We start from the raw sequence: 15,578 nt of genomic DNA, 5'->3' as shown, positions 1-15,578 counted from the left end.
ATCAGTAAAGTTCAAATGAAGCCTCCACTTCAACGGCAATATTCATGGGAAGAAACATACCAACGGCACTCCTCACTCCAATCCCTTCATCTTCACCAAAAACTTCGGCCATTAACTCCGAGAACCCATTTATAACTGCCGGATGCTGGCCGAAATCGGGTGTGCTGTTTACCATACCGATAACCTTAACAATCCTTTTTATTTTATTCAGGTCACCGATTTTGGTTTTTATTGTCGACAGCATGGTAAGTCCTACCTGCCTGGCGGCGAGCTTACCTTCTTCAAGGGTCATGGTGTCTCCGAGTCTTCCGGTAATAAGACTTCCGTCATTGCGCATCGGGCCTTGCCCGGAAACATAAAGCATTTTATCAATGATCAGGACAGGTTTATAAACACCCACCGGTTTAGGAGCGGGAGGCAAAACAATTTTCAGTTCTTCAAGTCTGGCTTCTACATTAGTATTCATGGTTTAAATTATTTGGTTCAGAATTAATACCCCGATCAGTCCGGAAACACCTACAATAGTTTCCATAACAGTCCAGCTCAGAAAAGTATTCTTCACAGATAAGTTAAAATATTCCTTGTACATCCAGAAACCTACATCATTAACATGTGAAAGCATAAGGCTTCCGGCCCCTATGGATAGTACCATCAATTCAGCGTTTACACCTCCTGCTGTTACAAGGGGTAATATGATACCGGCGGCTGTCAATCCGGCTACTGTTGCGGATCCTACACTTACCCTTATTACTGCTGCAATGAGCCAGCCAAGTAACAGGGGTGACATGCCTGATCGGCTCATCATTTCGGCAATATACCCGCTCACACCGCTGTCTGTCAGAACCTGTTTAAAAATTCCGGCGCCTGCGATAATAAGCAAAACCATTGTAATGGCTGAAACCGAGCGACCAATCAGGTTATTGACTTCCTTCATCGAAGAACCCCGGCTAAGTCCGAGCGTGAAAATGGCAACCAGCACCGAAATCAGAAGAGCAATGGGAGGAGAACCAGCGAAATTAATAATGTGGCCGGCCAGTGTATCCTTTAAATAAGTAAATCCTGCTATTGTGGCGATTAAAATAAGCAGAACAGGAAGAATGGCAGTGAATACACTTATGAAAAGGGAAGGCATTTCTTCATCCGATAATACCTTCGGATTCACAAATTCTTTAAGAGGACTTGCAGGAAGGTTTTTTACAGTTCTGGCAAAAAAGGGCCCTGCCAGGATAATAACCGGTATGGCGATAACGATTCCATATAAAAGGGTTTTCCCTACATCGGCCTTGAACATTACGGCAATGGCAGACGGGGAGGGGTGTGGCGGAAGGAAACCATGGGTAACCGATAACGAGGCCAGCATCGGGATTCCGACATACAATAGCGGCAATCCTGTAGATGCGGCAACAGTGAAAATAAGAGGAACCATAATCACAAATCCCACATTATAAAACATGGGAACACCTACAATAAATCCGGTGATCACAAGCGCCCATTGGATATAGCGCAATCCGAAAAGACTTATGAGCCGCGATGAAATACGTTGCGCCGCCCCGCTTTCAGCTACAAGCTTTCCAAGCATGGCTCCGAATCCGAGGATCATTATGAGTGACCCGAGCGTATCACCGATTCCTTTTTCAACCGATTTGATCAGGTCAGGCAGGTTCATCCCTTCGGCAATTCCAACAAGCAGGGATACCAGAATGAATGAAATAAAGGTATCAAGCTTAACAGCGGTGATCAGGATGATAAGCAGAATGATCCCGAGGGCAACAATCATCAGCGGCATAGGTCAGGTTTTAATTTTTTCCGGTTTCAGCAACCGCTGACATAAAGATATTACAATTAACTTATATGTTTATCCTCCATCAGCAATTGAACCGCATTTTCCATCGATCCTGCCTTTACAATCCTTGTGCCGTTCACAAAGTAGATCTCATCCGCATTTTCAATCGTGTTAAGCCTGTGGGCAATGATAATGCGTGTGGTAGATTCCGGAAGCTTTTTAAGAATTGATTCAAGCTGCTGTTCGGTAATGGTGTCAATATTTGCAGTGGCTTCATCCAGGATAAGAAGTTCCGGTTTACGCAGAACAGCCCTCATAAAGGCAATCAATTGTTTTTGTCCCAGGCTTATCGAATCTCCGCCTGTTTGAATCTGGGTGTCGAGGCCCTTTTCAAATCGCTGAAGCAATTCTTCCAAACCGGCCTGCCTGATTTCATCCAGCAAAGTTTCTTGTGAAGCAGATGAAAGAAAATCATGACCGTATACAAGGTTTTCTCTAACAGTACCTGTAAATAAAATGGGTTCCTGTAAAATGAAACCAATTTTCCGGGTCCTTTCAGCAGGAGTGTAAGATTTCAGGTCTTTCCCGTCAAGCAATATTTTTCCTTTCGAAGGATCATAAAGCCTGGCAATCAGCGATGCAGTCGTTGTTTTTCCTCCACCGGTAGGTCCAACGAGAGCATATGTTTTGCTTCTTTCAAATTCAAAGTTCACATTATGCAGCACTTCCTTACCGTTCGGGTAACTGAACGAAACATGTCGAAATACAACATATGCCGGATCACAGTTCTGCTGAGTCGATTCTTTTATAACAAGGTTGTTTTCAAGTTTCAGAATAACTGATATTCTGTCCCATCCGGCCAGTGCAATCTGAAAGTTTGTCCATAAAGCTGCCAGCTGCCTCAAAGGGTTGTAAAAACTGCTGACATAACTGAGAAAGCTTATAAGGAGCCCTATAGTAAAACGTCCTGTAGAGATAAGATAAATACCAAACACGAGAACCACCATCTGACCTGTATTGGAAAAGAAGGTGTAAACCGGCATGAAGAGGTTATTGGCTATACCGGCCCTGATGGCTGTCCTGTAATTCTGATCATTGGCCACACCAAATTTTTTCCTGAAATAATCCCGACGGTCATAGGCAACCACTACTTTGAAATTGCCCAGGATTTCCTGGATTTCAGCACTAAGATTCCCGGTGCTTGTGAGGTTTTTTGCATTCCGGCTTTTAACCCAGGGAGTGATCACCCGGGTAAATATCAGGATCAGAACAGCGGGCACCAATGCCGCACCTCCAAGCAGAGGGTTAATTGTTAGCAGGAAGATACCGGCACCCGTCATTATAAAAATACTGGCCATAAATTGAACAAGCGACTGGGCAAAAAACTGGTTCAGTTTATCGGTGTCGTTGTTGATTCGTGAAATCAAGTCTCCTGCCTTGTTTGCATAGAAAAACTCGATGGGAAGTTCCTGCAATTTATGGAACAGGTCATTTCTCAAATTAAAAAGCAACCGTTGGCCGATGCCTCCCATTAATTTAGCCTGAAGATAACCTGTAACAAGAGAAGCCAGATAAATGCCCAAAAGCAGGGAGCCAAATTTAAGAACGCCTGCATACTGTCGTGTTACCACATACTTGTCAATAGTATGACCGATGATAAAAGGTCCCAAAAGGGATAGTGAAGCATTGATAAGGACAATAAAAAGTGCAAGGGCAAGGTTCTTCTTCTCATTTGCCAGAATAACAGCAAGCTTCTTGAGCGCAGTAAGAGTCTTAGTCCTCTTTCCCGGCTCTGTTGTTCCTATATTAAGATTGTACGTCATAATGGCTTGTGCTTCTCTGCGAATTATAAATCTGAACATATTCCGGACTGGATCGCATCAATTCATCATGGGTTCCTCTTGCAATGATTTCACTTTCCATAAGAAGGATGATCTGGTCGTAATCTTCAACGGCCGAAATCTTCTGGGTTACAGAAATCAGCGTTATGCCGGGGTAGTTTCTGAGCAGGTTTTCCATAATTTTCTTCTCGGTTCTTCTGTCCACCCTGGCAGTGAAATCATCAAGCAATAAAACAGATGGTTCAAGAGCAAGTGCACGGGCAAGCATAATCCGTTGTTTCTGTCCGCCTGAAAGTGAAGTACCGCGCTCTGATATGAGCGTCTCCATCCCTTCGGGCAGAGTACTGATATAGCTCTTTAATTCAGCTGTTTCAATGGCTTTATCCAACGCCTCTTTTGTGACTGCGTCATTAAATGCAATATTTTCAAGCAGGCTCAGATTAAAGATCACGCTGTCCTGGAATACAAATCCGATCTGTTTATGAAAAAAATCACTCTTATAATTGTCAATCAATTGGCCGTCAATTTCAATGGATCCACTGTCAGGCTTTATTAAACCCGTAAGTAAATAAAGAAGCTGTGTCTTTCCGGCAGCGGTAGGCCCTATAATTGCAGTTTTGGAACCTACAGGGATGTTTATTGAAATGTCCTTCAATGCAGGCTTTTCGCCATAATTAACACTGACATTTTTTATCAATATATTTCCCTTCGAAAAACCTTCAAGATTTCCCCTGTCTTCTGGTTCGGGGGCCATCAGTATTTGCTGTATCCGCTGGTATGAAGCTGATGCCTGTGCAATTATATTACTCATAAAGCCTATTATGATAATAGGGAATATCAGAATGGCTATATAGCTGTTGAAAGCGGCAAATTCACCGATCGTCATCTTTTCTGTGATTACAAAATGCCCGCCCAGCACCAGAATGGTAAGCAGCGCCATGTTACTTACAAAGGAAATAACAGGAATGAGGCTGGCAAACAAATTCAGAATCAAGAATCCAAGGTCGCGGGAAGCACCACTTGCAGCAATGAACTTGCTGTTTTCAGCCTGCTGGGAATTCAGAACCCTTATAATGGCGGCTCCCAGGATACTTTCATTGATAACCTTGTTCAGCCAGTCGATCACCTCCCTGCTTTTCTTGAAGAGCACCCTGATTTTACGGAGGACAAGGTAAAAGGCACCGCCGATAAGAGGGATAATAGCCATTACACATAGAGCAAGTTGCCAGTTAATCGAAATTAGCAGTACACTGGCACCGATAATAATAAAAGCGGATGAAAACATCGACACCACTGCCTGTGATATGAATAGTTTTATTGAATCGACATCTGCTGTGAGATTAGTCAGAATTTTGGAGGGATTCGCTTCAATAATAAAAGAATAACTTTGTTTGGATATCTTATCTGTGATCTGAGTACGGATATCTCTCGCAGCTTTTTCAGAAACATAGGTTTGCATTAAACTCTGAAAGTAACTGAACAAAAAGATGAATACAGTTGCTATAATAAAGTAAATCATCGTGCGGTTAAAATCGATCGAATGTGCCGAAAAAGAATCGATAGCTGAAGAGATGATTTTTGGAATGAATAGATTGAAAGTATTACCCAGTAACGCAAAAAAGATAAGCAGGATAACCATTTTGCGATAAGGTTTGAGCAGTGAGAATATAGATTCTTTATGTTCCTTATCAATGGATTCGCCTTTTACTCTTTTGGCCATGAAGTTTGTTATATGATTGAAGGATGCAAAAGTAACAACAATTTACATAGATGGCTGTATGAATAATCTTAAATTAATACAGGAAAAACTAGGGAAGCCATACGCGGATCTCGAATATTTACTGCGGTGCTTTAAGGAGGTATTGGAAGAACAGAATGAACATTCGCTTGCTGAATCGATACCATGGCTGACCGGCAATTATGCATCTGAAACACATTATACTCAAAAGCACCTTCAGGTTTATTCAATCAGTTTCCAGCTTCTGAATATTGTTGAGGTTAACGGTGCAGTGCAGAACAGGCGTAAAAAAGAGTCTGATGATTTTTCAAGTATTAATGGTTCCTGGGGTAATAATCTCAAAATTCTTAAGGATGCAGGTTTTTCAGAAAAAGAAATTCTTGCCGTATTTAACGATTCACAGGTAGAAGCCGTGCTTACGGCGCATCCCACGGAAGCCAAACGCCCTGAGGTGCTTGAACAATTCCGTAACCTGTATTTGCTTGTAGTGAAACGTGAAAATTCTACCTATACCAGGAATGAACAGGATGAGATACGGCAGAATATAAAATTGATACTGCATAAGCTTTGGCTGATTGGTGAAATCTTTCTTGAAAAACCTGATGTCAGGTCAGAACTCGAAAATGTTCTTCATTATCTTAAAAATGTGTTTCCTGAAGTCATACCCATTATTGACCATAAATTGATTCAATCGTGGGAATCAGTTGGTTTTGATATGAAATCAATCAACCATACCAACCTGTTGCCCAGGATCACATTTGGTGATTGGGTTGGGGGAGACAGGGACGGGCATCCGCTGGTGACTCCCGAAATCACTGAAGAAACATTGATCACCCTGAGAATGAATGCATTTGAAATAATTAAAGCCAAACTTTCAGTTTTGTCAAAAAATCTGAGTTTTTACATTTCACCCGAAAAGGTATCTGAAAAAATCAGATCAAAAATAAGCGAATACCTTGATGAAGCCCGGGAAAATGCCCCACTTCTTAAATCGAGGTACAGGAATGAAGCATACCGGCTTTACGTAAACCTCCTTATACTTCGGCTTCCTGTAGATTTCAGTCGTGAAAAAGTTGTTGAACTGCTTGATTTACCCGGTTCATACAGGCATTCAGGGCAGCTGATATCCGACCTTGAGATGCTGCAGGAAGATCTTTCCGTTCACAGTGCTTCTGCAATTGCATGGTCAGAGGTTCGTGATCTGATCCGGCTGGTTCAGAGCATCGGTTTTCACCTGGCCCGACTGGATATACGCCAGAATTCGCGTATTCATGATTTGGCCATGGAACAGCTGATCGAAGCGGCAGCATTGGACTTGAAATTCAGTGAATCTGATTATGAAAGGAAACTTGATTTCCTGTTACAGGAATTGAAATCATCTCGGCCATTTTCAAATTCATCCTGGGATCTTCCTGATGAGGCCTCATCGGTTATTAATACATTCAGGGTGCTTAAACGTCATACTGAAAAGTATACATCCTCATCGCTCGGGAATATAATTATCAGTATGACCCGTAATGTGGGTGATTTATTGATACCTTATCTGTTTGCCCGGGAAACCGGATTGTGGCAAAAGTCAGATGAAGGACATTTCATGTTGCTTCATGTTGTGCCGCTTTTTGAAACTATCGATGACCTTGTCAGAAGTGATTCAATCCTCGATGAATACCTGTCTGTTCCAATTGTCAGACATTCGCTTCAGAAACAGATGGAAGTAAGTAATCGTTGCAATATGCGACAGGATGTAATGATCGGCTATAGTGACAGTAATAAAGACGGTGGATTGATGACCAGTATGTGGAACCTTTATACGGCACAGCAAAAAATTGCGGCAGTAGGAAGAAAACACAATATTAACATCCGGTTCTTTCACGGTAAGGGTGGAACCATTAGCAGGGGAGCCGGTCCTACCCACTGGTTTCTGAGAGCGCTGCCGCCGGGAAGTCTGACAGGACAGATCCGTATCACTGAGCAGGGTGAGATTATCGAAAAGAAATATGCCAATCTTTTAAATGCTGCTTATAACCTGGAGTTGCTGGTGGCCGGGACTGTGACCAACACCCTGCTTCAGGCACGTCAAAATCCTGAACCTCATCCGGGAGCAAAAATACTTCAGTTCCTTTCCGATGTAAGTTCACAACATTACCATGAACTTATATCACACCCGAGTTTTATGGAATTTTTTACGCATGCAACTCCGATTGATGCCATAGAATCCAGCAGGATAGGGAGCAGGCCCAGTCATCGCTCGGGTACACATACGCTTGCTGATTTAAGGGCTATACCATGGGTTTTCAGCTGGAGCCAGTCAAGGTTTCACATTACTAGCTGGTATGGCATAGGAACCGCCCTTGAGAAACTGAAATCAGAGATGCCTGATCAATTCAGTCAACTTAGGGAATTCGTAGTGCACGATGTCCTTGTAAGGTACATGTTTACTAATATTGACACCAGTCTGGCCGCCACCGATGAAGAGATAATGGCATTGTATTCTTCACTTGTAGAGAATGAGAATTGCCGGACAGTGATTCTGACAATGATTACAGATGAACTTTTCAAATTAAGGGAAATGATGGGTATGATCATTCAACGACCCCTTGAGGTCAGGCGTACCAATCATTATTATTCAACACTGTTCCGCTCGGAACCACTGGTGTACCTGCACCGTTACCAGGTTATGCTGCTCAGAAAATGGAGATCATTGAAATTGGCAGGTGAGAAGGAGAAAGGCGAAGCCGTACTTCTTGAAATACTGAAGAGCATCAATGCCATTGCCAATGCAATAGGAAATACTGGGTAAAAAAAATCAGAAAAAAGGTTAATAATTATTTGACAATTAAAATTCCTATAGTATATTTGTACTAGTTATATAATACAATAATAAAATATTACTTTAACCATGATCAAATTTGCATTGGATCCTAAAACAGGAGCACCTTTTTACCGGCAGATAATCGATCAGATCAAGTTCGGTATTGCTACCGGTAAATTAAAGGTAGGAGAACAGTTACCCACTGTGAGGGCATTGGCGGTTGAGCTTAAAGTCAACCTTAACACAGTGGCTAAGGCCTATAAGGAACTCGAAATACAGAACATCCTTGAAACGCACCAGGGAACTGGAACCTTTATTAACCGCAGTGATATAGGGATAACCAGCAAAGAAAAACACAACAAGCTTCATGAGATTTGCCGGGAATTTATCACGATTGCCCTGAACTACGGATTTACCATTGATGAACTCATATCTGAACTTTCAAATCATAAAGAACATGAAAACTAAAATTATTTCGAAAAGCTATTTCAATTCTGTTTCATTGACTTTCCTCATCATTCTGATTGCAGGATGCCTTGCTCTTTTCTATTTAAAAATGATCACTGAGCCCTGGCTGGCTTCATTGATCCTGGTTTCGATCCTGGTTTCTTCATCCATACAGATTGCGGATCAATGGGAGAAGGCAGTTGTGCTCAGAATGGGTAAATACAGGGGCTTAAAGGGACCGGGCATATTCCTTATAATCCCGATTTTTGAAAAAATAATGAATTATGTCGACCAGCGAATCAGGGTAACCGATTTTAAAGCCGAGCAAACACTCACAAAAGACACAGTGCCTGTAAACGTTGTGGCTGTGTTGTACTGGACAGTGTGGGATGTTGAAAAGGCTGCCCTTGAAGTGCAGGACTATAACGACGCGATTGAATATGTGGCTCAAACCGGTTTAAGGGATATTATAGGCAGACATGAGCTTGCAGAACTACTGCAGGACAGGGAGCGGATTGCACATGATCTGCAGATTTACCTGGATGAAATTTCAAACCCTTGGGGAATTACCTGCCAGAATGTTGGGATAAAGGATATCACAATTCCGCAGGCACTGGCTGATGCCATGAGTAAACAGGCACAGGCCGAGCGGGAAAGACGTGCACGTGTAATCCTGGGAACTGCCGAAACAGAAATTGCCGAGAAATTTGCCAAGGCCAGCCAGGAATACATGAACAACCCTGTAGCTCTTCAGTTGCGGGCCATGAACCTGATAGGCGAAGGCCTGAAAGAGAAAAGCTCCATGATCATAGTGCCAAGTACCGCTCTTGATTCTATGAACCTGGGAGTCCTTGGCGGACTTGCCTCGCTCGGAAAAATCCAGATGAAAGAAGAGGGTAAGGAGTAATCTATCCTCACCCTCCGAGGGTAGGGGTACCCTCGGAGGGTGTCCTGGTTTTTTTATGGAATTTTGTTTTCTGTTGCATCTAATTATCAAAATATCAACATGAAAACAATACCCAAATCATTAATGCCTTTTCTGGCAATCAGTATTTTTGCATTTTCTATAAAAGCACAAACTCCCGGTGAGCAGGTTGACAAATTGTTTGATGAGTGGAATAACATTCAAACACCCGGCGCCGCAGTAGCTGTTGTTCAAAATGGCAAAATTGTATTTAGTAAGGGATATGGTTCAGCCAACCTCGAATATGATATTCCTATCACTCCTTCAACGGTTTTCCATATTGCTTCTGATTCGAAGCAATTCACTGCTTTTGCCGTATTGCTCCTTGAGGCAGATGGTAAACTTTCAATGGAAGATGATGTCAGAAAGTACATCCCGGAACTTCCGGATTATGGTCACAAAATTACTTTAAACAATCTTGCCTGGCATACAAGCGGAATCAGGGATCAATGGACACTTCTCACTCTTGCAGGCTGGAGATTGGATGATGTGATTACCCAGAAGCAAATATTGAAATTGGTATGCATGCAGAAAAACCTCGATTTCATGCCGGGAGAGGAGCATGTATACTCGAATTCAGGATACACTTTACTGGCCGAAGTGGTAGCCAGGGTTTCAGGTAAAACATTTGCTGAATTCACATCAGAGAGAATTTTCAAACCGCTTGGGATGACCAATACTTTCTTTAATGAAAACCAGGAAAGTGTTTGTAAAAACCGCGCCTACTCTTATTATCCCGATGGTAAGAATTTTAAGAAGAGCTTGCTTAATTATGGCACTTATGGGGCAACAAGTCTGTTGACCACAGTAGAAGATCTTTCCAAATGGGTTTCTAATTTCGAGAATCCCGTTGTCGGAAGCAAACAAATCATTGAGAAAATGAATACCTGCGGAGCCCTGAATAACGGGAAAGCGATAACTTATGCAATGGGCCAGGACATCCTGAAATACAAGGGCCTTACATATATTTGTCATGGCGGCGCAGATGCAGGGTACAGGGCTTATATATGCAGGTTTCCTGATCAGCATTTTTCAGTTATTGTACTCAGCAATAACGGATATTTTGATCCGGCCGGCATGGCTGAAAAGATAACGGATATTTATCTTAAAGATCAATTCACCTCCGAAATTTCTGATGACGCTATTCCTATTCTTGTAAGTGAAAAAGAATACAGGGGAGACGAAAAAATACTCAGCGCCTATTGCGGAGATTATCTTCTGAGACCAGGTTACACGTTTCAGATTGTAACAGAAAACAGCAAGTTATATGCTACAAACCCCGAGATAGGAAAACAACTCCTAACCCGGACGTCAGTCGCGGATTTTTCATTACCTGCAATGAATGCAACACTGACATTCATTCCTGATAATAATGGTCGTTTTAACAGCATCAATGTAGTGCTGAATGGACAGAAAATAACCGCTACAAGAGTGGTTAATTTTGATCCGTCTCAAATCAATCTGGATGAATATGCCGGCGATTATTACAGTCCTGAATTAAACACAACCTATACCCTTACTGTGCACAATAAGCAACTTGTAGTCAGTCATCCGCGCGAGGAGGATTTCACCCTGGATATTGTTAAAAAGGATGTATTATCGACTTGGGAATGGTTCTTCAATAAAGTTGAATTTACACGAGATGATAAAAGTGCGATTATAGGATTGAATGTGTCTTCAAGCCGGATTAATAATATGAGGTTTGATAAGGTTAAGTAGGGATCAGGGATCAGTAATCCGTTTTTAGTAATCGGTTATCAGTGATCAGTTAACGGTACATGCAAACATCCAGCATCCAGTATCCAGCATCGAACTCTCACTCATTCTGTTTGTTTACTTAAAAATGTGACTGGTGACTGGTGACTGGTAACTGGTGACTGGTGACTGGTGACTGGTAACTGGTGACTGGTAACTGGTGACTGGTGACTGGTAACTGGTGACTGGTGACTGGTAACTGGTATACTGCTAGTCACTAATCACAAATCACTAATCACTAATCACAAATCACTAATCACTAATCACTGCACTTATAAACAAACATGAATGAGTGAAACTATACCTGTCTGGCCGGGCAGGCCTTACCCGCTTGGGGCCAACTATGACGGCAGAGGCGTCAATTTTTCACTTTTCTCCGAAAATGCTACCGGTGTTGAACTATGTCTTTTTTCATCCACAGGTGAAGAAACCCGGATCAATGTAAGAGAATGCACCCATAATAACTGGCATGCATATTTACCCGGAATCAAACCCGGTCAGCTTTACGGTTACAGGGTATACGGGCCTTATGATCCTGAAAAAGGACACCGGTTTAACCCCAATAAGCTGCTGATCGATCCCTATACAAGGGCAATTGATAATCTTATCAGATGGAACGACGCACTATATGGATATAACTTGAAAAGTACATTTAAAGATATGTCTTTCAGTGATTCTGACAGTGCACCGTATATTCCCAAATCTGTGGTAATTGACCATACCTTTGACTGGCGAAATGATCATTTATTGCGGATTCCGCTCGAAAAAACAGTGATTTATGAATTACATGTTAAGGGATACTCTCAGCTCATGCCGGATATACCGGAAAAATTGCGGGGAAAGTATGCAGGGATAGCTCACAGTACATCAATTAAATACCTGAAATCCCTTGGAATTAATGCCGTTGAACTGATGCCTGTGCACCAGTTTATAATTGACAGGCATTTATGGGAATCAGGACGAACGAACTACTGGGGATATAACAGCATTGGTTATTTTGCCCCGGATCTCCGGTATTCAAGCACAATAAACCTGGGCGACCAGGTGGTTGAATTTAAGGAAATGGTGAGGACGCTTCATGAAGCCGGAATAGAGGTCATTCTCGATGTGGTGTACAATCACACTGCAGAAGGAAATCACCTTGGTCCCACTTTATGCTTCAGGGGAATCGACAACCATTCCTATTACCGGCTTGATGAAAAGGATAAGCGGTTTTATGTGGATTATACCGGTACCGGAAACACAATGAATTCGGTACACCCTACGATTCTGAGGCTTATAATGGACAGCCTTCGTTACTGGGTTCTTGAAATGCATGTGGATGGATTCAGGTTTGACCTTGCAACTGTTCTAGCCCGTGAATTCGACGATGTGGATAAGTGGGGTTCTTTTTTCGATATCCTCCACCAGGATCCGGTGCTTTCGCAGGTAAAATTAATTGCAGAACCATGGGACGTGGGAGAAAACGGCTTCCATGTAGGAAATTTTCCTGCCGGATGGCTCGAATGGAATGCGAAATACCGCGACTGCCTGCGCGATTTCTGGAAAGGGGAGGATGAAATGCTTGCCGAATTCGCCAACCGCTTTACAGGCAGCTCTGATCTGTACCTGAATAATGGAAGAACACCCACTGCCAGTGTAAATTTCATAACCGCCCATGACGGATTCACTCTTGCTGACCTTGTGTCATACAATGGAAAGCATAACGAAGACAACGGTGAGAATAACAATGACGGGGAAAACAACAACAGGTCGTTTAATTACGGAACAGAAGGCCCTACTGATGATCCTGCCATCAATGCCATACGAAAACAGCAGGTCAGGAATTTTCTTACAACGCTTTTTTTGTCGCAGGGTGTACCTATGCTAGTTGCAGGCGATGAATCGGGCCGTACACAAAACGGTAATAATAATGCTTATTGTCACGACAGCGAACTTACCTGGATTAACTGGTCAGGGGCAGATCAGGAGCTTCAGAAATTTGTATCCGGCCTCATCCATTTCCGTCTTCAGCACCCGGTATTTTGCCGGAAGAAATGGTTTCAGTACAAACCAATCAAGGGCAAAGATGTTACTGATATCGAGTGGTTTTTACCCGAGGGAAACACAATGTCCGATGAACACTGGAATACAAGTTTCGCAAAATCCCTTACGATATACCTGTCTGGTGACGGATTGGATACATTCACTGAAACAGGCGAAAGAATTATTGATGATTCGTTCCTTATCATGTTTAATTCAGCCGAAATGGAGGTACTTTTCACTATTCCTGAAAAAAACTGGGGAACCCGGTGGCTTAAAATCCTGGATACCGCAACCGGTTTTTTCAATCCCCAGGAAAGAGACCTGCCGCTAATGCCCGGCGAAATCATTGCTGTTAATGGAAGATCAATTGTAATCATGTTATTGGATAAAAAAATAAATGTCTGATCAGAGAAAAATCGGATTGCATTTTACAGATTATAATCAAGCCAGTTACAGAATCTGGGCACCGTATGCAAATACTATCCTATTGGAAACCGTATCCGGAAATTACCCTCTTTGTGCCACGGATAAGGGATTTAAGGAAGTCCATGGTATAGAAATATCGGACGGAGATGCGTATTCCCTGGTAATAAACGGTAAAACTACAGCTGACCCGGCGTCTCTTTATCAGCCCGACGGGGTTGAAGGGCCATCCATGGCCTTTGACCCGGCAAAATTTAAATGGAGTGATGGTGAATGGAAAGGACTTTCAGTCAGCGATCTTATCATTTATGAATTACATACCGGGACTTTTACCGAAGAAGGAACATTTGATTCCATAATATCCCGCCTCGAATATTTAGGCGAATTAGGAATTAATGCAATTGAACTGATGCCGGTCGCACAATTCCCCGGAAAACGGAATTGGGGATACGACGGTGTTTTTCCTTTTGCTGTTCATAACTCTTATGGAGGTCCTGCAGGCCTGCAGCGGCTTATTGATGCCAGCCATCATCACAGCATTGCCGTAATTCTTGATGTGGTTATTAATCATCTCGGTCCCGAAGGGAATTACATACCCTTGTTCGGACCTTTTTTCACCGATAAATATCTTACACCCTGGGGAAAAGCAATAAATTTTGATGATGCATGGTGCGATGGTGTCAGGTTGTTTTACATAGAAAATATTCTGATGTGGCTCAGGGATTTTCATGTTGACGGAATCCGCCTGGATGCTGTTCATGCCGTAAAGGATTTCAGTCCTTCCAACATCATTAAAGCAATTACTGAACAGGTTGCCATACTCAACCAGACAAGTCATATAAACCATTTCATTATCGGCGAATGCGATTTAAATGACACACATTACATATCTTCATTAAATTCAGGAGGCTACGGATTGAATGCCACCTGGTGCGATGAGTTTCACCATGCCCTGCATTCGCTTGCAACGGGGGAAAAAGCAGGTTACTATTCAGATTTTGGAACGACAGGTCACCTGGTTAAGTCGTTTAATGAGGCATTTGTATATACCGGAAATTGGTCTGAACACCGGAAGAAAGATTTCGGAACACCTACAGCCGGTTTTGCAGGATACCAATTTGTTGTCTTCAGCCAGAATCACGACCAGGTTGGAAACAGGATGAAAGGGGAGCGCCTTTCATCTCTTGTTGATTTTGAAATGCTCAAGGTTATCGCGGGAGCGGTAATGTTTAGTCCGTTTACTCCTCTTTTGTTTATGGGTGAAGAATTCGCCGAAATTCATCCGTTTCTTTATTTTATAGACCATTCCGGAAAAGAATTGATCGAAATGGTAAGGGAGGGACGGAAAAAAGAGTTTTCTGCCTTTTTCAATGCTGAAGAAGTGCCTGATCCGCAATCTGAGAATACGTTCATGCAATCGAAATTAACGTGGAATGATCGCACTGTAAGTCAGCAACAGATGATGGAGTTCTACCGGGAATTGATTGATCTCCGGAAATCGATGTCAATATGGAAGAACAGCGAACGTAAACACTTCAGCGCCAAGAAATTCGACGGTCAGAAAATCATACAGCTTACACGCGAAAAAGGAAATGAACTGCTTGTAGCCATTTTGAATTTCGAAGATCGCGAAATACCGGTAATTACATGTGAAACACACATCCGCTGGCAATTGCTTCTGAATTCTTCCGATCCGGAATGGGGAGGACCGGGGAAACCTGTGGATGTGAGTGAACCCAATATTGATGTACCTCCCCATACAATGCTAATAATCTATAGTCCATAAAACA

Annotated in this window: 10 protein-coding genes; 6 read left to right on the top strand and 4 right to left on the bottom strand. The window is 42.6% G+C overall.

Going from position 1 to position 15,578, the window contains the following annotated elements:
• Position 1 precedes the first annotated feature (1 nt).
• From VK179_09035 to VK179_09020, 4 genes are read right to left on the bottom strand one after another with little or no spacing between them, the layout of a single operon-like run.
• Positions 2 to 466, bottom strand: coding sequence for a RidA family protein (locus VK179_09035; GenBank protein HLO58871.1), 465 nt, complete (start codon positions 464 to 466; stop codon positions 2 to 4).
• A gap of 3 nt (positions 467 to 469) precedes the next feature.
• On the bottom strand, positions 470 to 1,786 hold the full coding sequence (locus tag VK179_09030) for a gluconate:H+ symporter (GenBank protein HLO58870.1): 1,317 nt from the start codon (positions 1,784 to 1,786) through the stop codon (positions 470 to 472).
• A gap of 56 nt (positions 1,787 to 1,842) precedes the next feature.
• Positions 1,843 to 3,606 (bottom strand): ABC transporter ATP-binding protein, encoded by a 1,764-nt coding sequence (locus VK179_09025; protein ID HLO58869.1) that lies wholly within the window; start codon positions 3,604 to 3,606, stop codon positions 1,843 to 1,845.
• Positions 3,590 to 5,344 carry an ABC transporter ATP-binding protein gene (locus VK179_09020; GenBank protein HLO58868.1) on the bottom strand — a complete coding sequence of 585 codons (1,755 nt, stop codon included), beginning with the start codon at positions 5,342 to 5,344 and terminating at the stop codon, positions 3,590 to 3,592. Before VK179_09020 ends, VK179_09025 begins: the two co-directional genes overlap by 17 nt.
• Before the next feature lie 58 nt (positions 5,345 to 5,402).
• Here VK179_09020 and VK179_09015 point away from each other — a divergent pair, with 58 nt between their 5' ends.
• The 6 genes from VK179_09015 (at position 5,403) to treZ (ending at position 15,574) form a co-directional block, all read left to right on the top strand.
• Positions 5,403 to 8,162 (top strand): phosphoenolpyruvate carboxylase, encoded by a 2,760-nt coding sequence (locus VK179_09015; GenBank protein ID HLO58867.1) that lies wholly within the window; start codon positions 5,403 to 5,405, stop codon positions 8,160 to 8,162.
• 99 nt (positions 8,163 to 8,261) lie between these two features.
• Positions 8,262 to 8,642, top strand: a complete 381-nt coding sequence (locus VK179_09010; protein ID HLO58866.1) for a GntR family transcriptional regulator — start codon at positions 8,262 to 8,264, stop codon at positions 8,640 to 8,642.
• Positions 8,632 to 9,528, top strand: a complete 897-nt coding sequence (locus tag VK179_09005; protein HLO58865.1) for a slipin family protein — start codon at positions 8,632 to 8,634, stop codon at positions 9,526 to 9,528. The genes VK179_09010 and VK179_09005 overlap by 11 nt, the downstream gene beginning before the upstream one ends.
• 99 nt (positions 9,529 to 9,627) lie before the next feature.
• Positions 9,628 to 11,304 (top strand): serine hydrolase domain-containing protein, encoded by a 1,677-nt coding sequence (locus VK179_09000; protein HLO58864.1) that lies wholly within the window; start codon positions 9,628 to 9,630, stop codon positions 11,302 to 11,304.
• Between the two features lie 324 nt (positions 11,305 to 11,628).
• Positions 11,629 to 13,770, top strand: a complete 2,142-nt coding sequence (glgX, locus tag VK179_08995) for a glycogen debranching protein GlgX (GenBank protein HLO58863.1) — start codon at positions 11,629 to 11,631, stop codon at positions 13,768 to 13,770.
• On the top strand, positions 13,763 to 15,574 hold the full coding sequence (treZ, locus tag VK179_08990; protein ID HLO58862.1) for a malto-oligosyltrehalose trehalohydrolase: 1,812 nt from the start codon (positions 13,763 to 13,765) through the stop codon (positions 15,572 to 15,574). Before glgX ends, treZ begins: the two co-directional genes overlap by 8 nt.
• Positions 15,575 to 15,578 lie beyond the last annotated feature (4 nt).

It is taken from the genome of Bacteroidales bacterium (genome assembly GCA_035299085.1).
Classification (GTDB): Bacteria; Bacteroidota; Bacteroidia; order Bacteroidales; family UBA10428; genus UBA5072.
Note: the sequence above shows the minus strand (reverse complement) of the source record. Positions and strands in the feature narration are given on the sequence as shown.

Bases quoted from the DNA above. Each gene is read 5' to 3' on its own strand.
- VK179_09025 (HLO58869.1), bottom strand. From the start codon at position 3,606: ATGACGTACAATCTTAATATAGGAACAACAGAGCCGGGAAAGAGGACT.
- glgX (HLO58863.1), top strand. From the start codon at position 11,629: ATGAGTGAAACTATACCTGTCTGGCCGGGCAGGCCTTACCCGCTTGGG.
- VK179_09005 (HLO58865.1), top strand. From the start codon at position 8,632: ATGAAAACTAAAATTATTTCGAAAAGCTATTTCAATTCTGTTTCATTG.
- treZ (HLO58862.1), top strand. From the start codon at position 13,763: ATGTCTGATCAGAGAAAAATCGGATTGCATTTTACAGATTATAATCAA.
- VK179_09000 (HLO58864.1), top strand. From the start codon at position 9,628: ATGAAAACAATACCCAAATCATTAATGCCTTTTCTGGCAATCAGTATT.
- VK179_09010 (HLO58866.1), top strand. From the start codon at position 8,262: ATGATCAAATTTGCATTGGATCCTAAAACAGGAGCACCTTTTTACCGG.
- VK179_09030 (HLO58870.1), bottom strand. From the start codon at position 1,786: ATGCCGCTGATGATTGTTGCCCTCGGGATCATTCTGCTTATCATCCTG.
- VK179_09035 (HLO58871.1), bottom strand. From the start codon at position 466: ATGAATACTAATGTAGAAGCCAGACTTGAAGAACTGAAAATTGTTTTG.
- VK179_09020 (HLO58868.1), bottom strand. From the start codon at position 5,344: ATGGCCAAAAGAGTAAAAGGCGAATCCATTGATAAGGAACATAAAGAA.
- VK179_09015 (HLO58867.1), top strand. From the start codon at position 5,403: ATGAATAATCTTAAATTAATACAGGAAAAACTAGGGAAGCCATACGCG.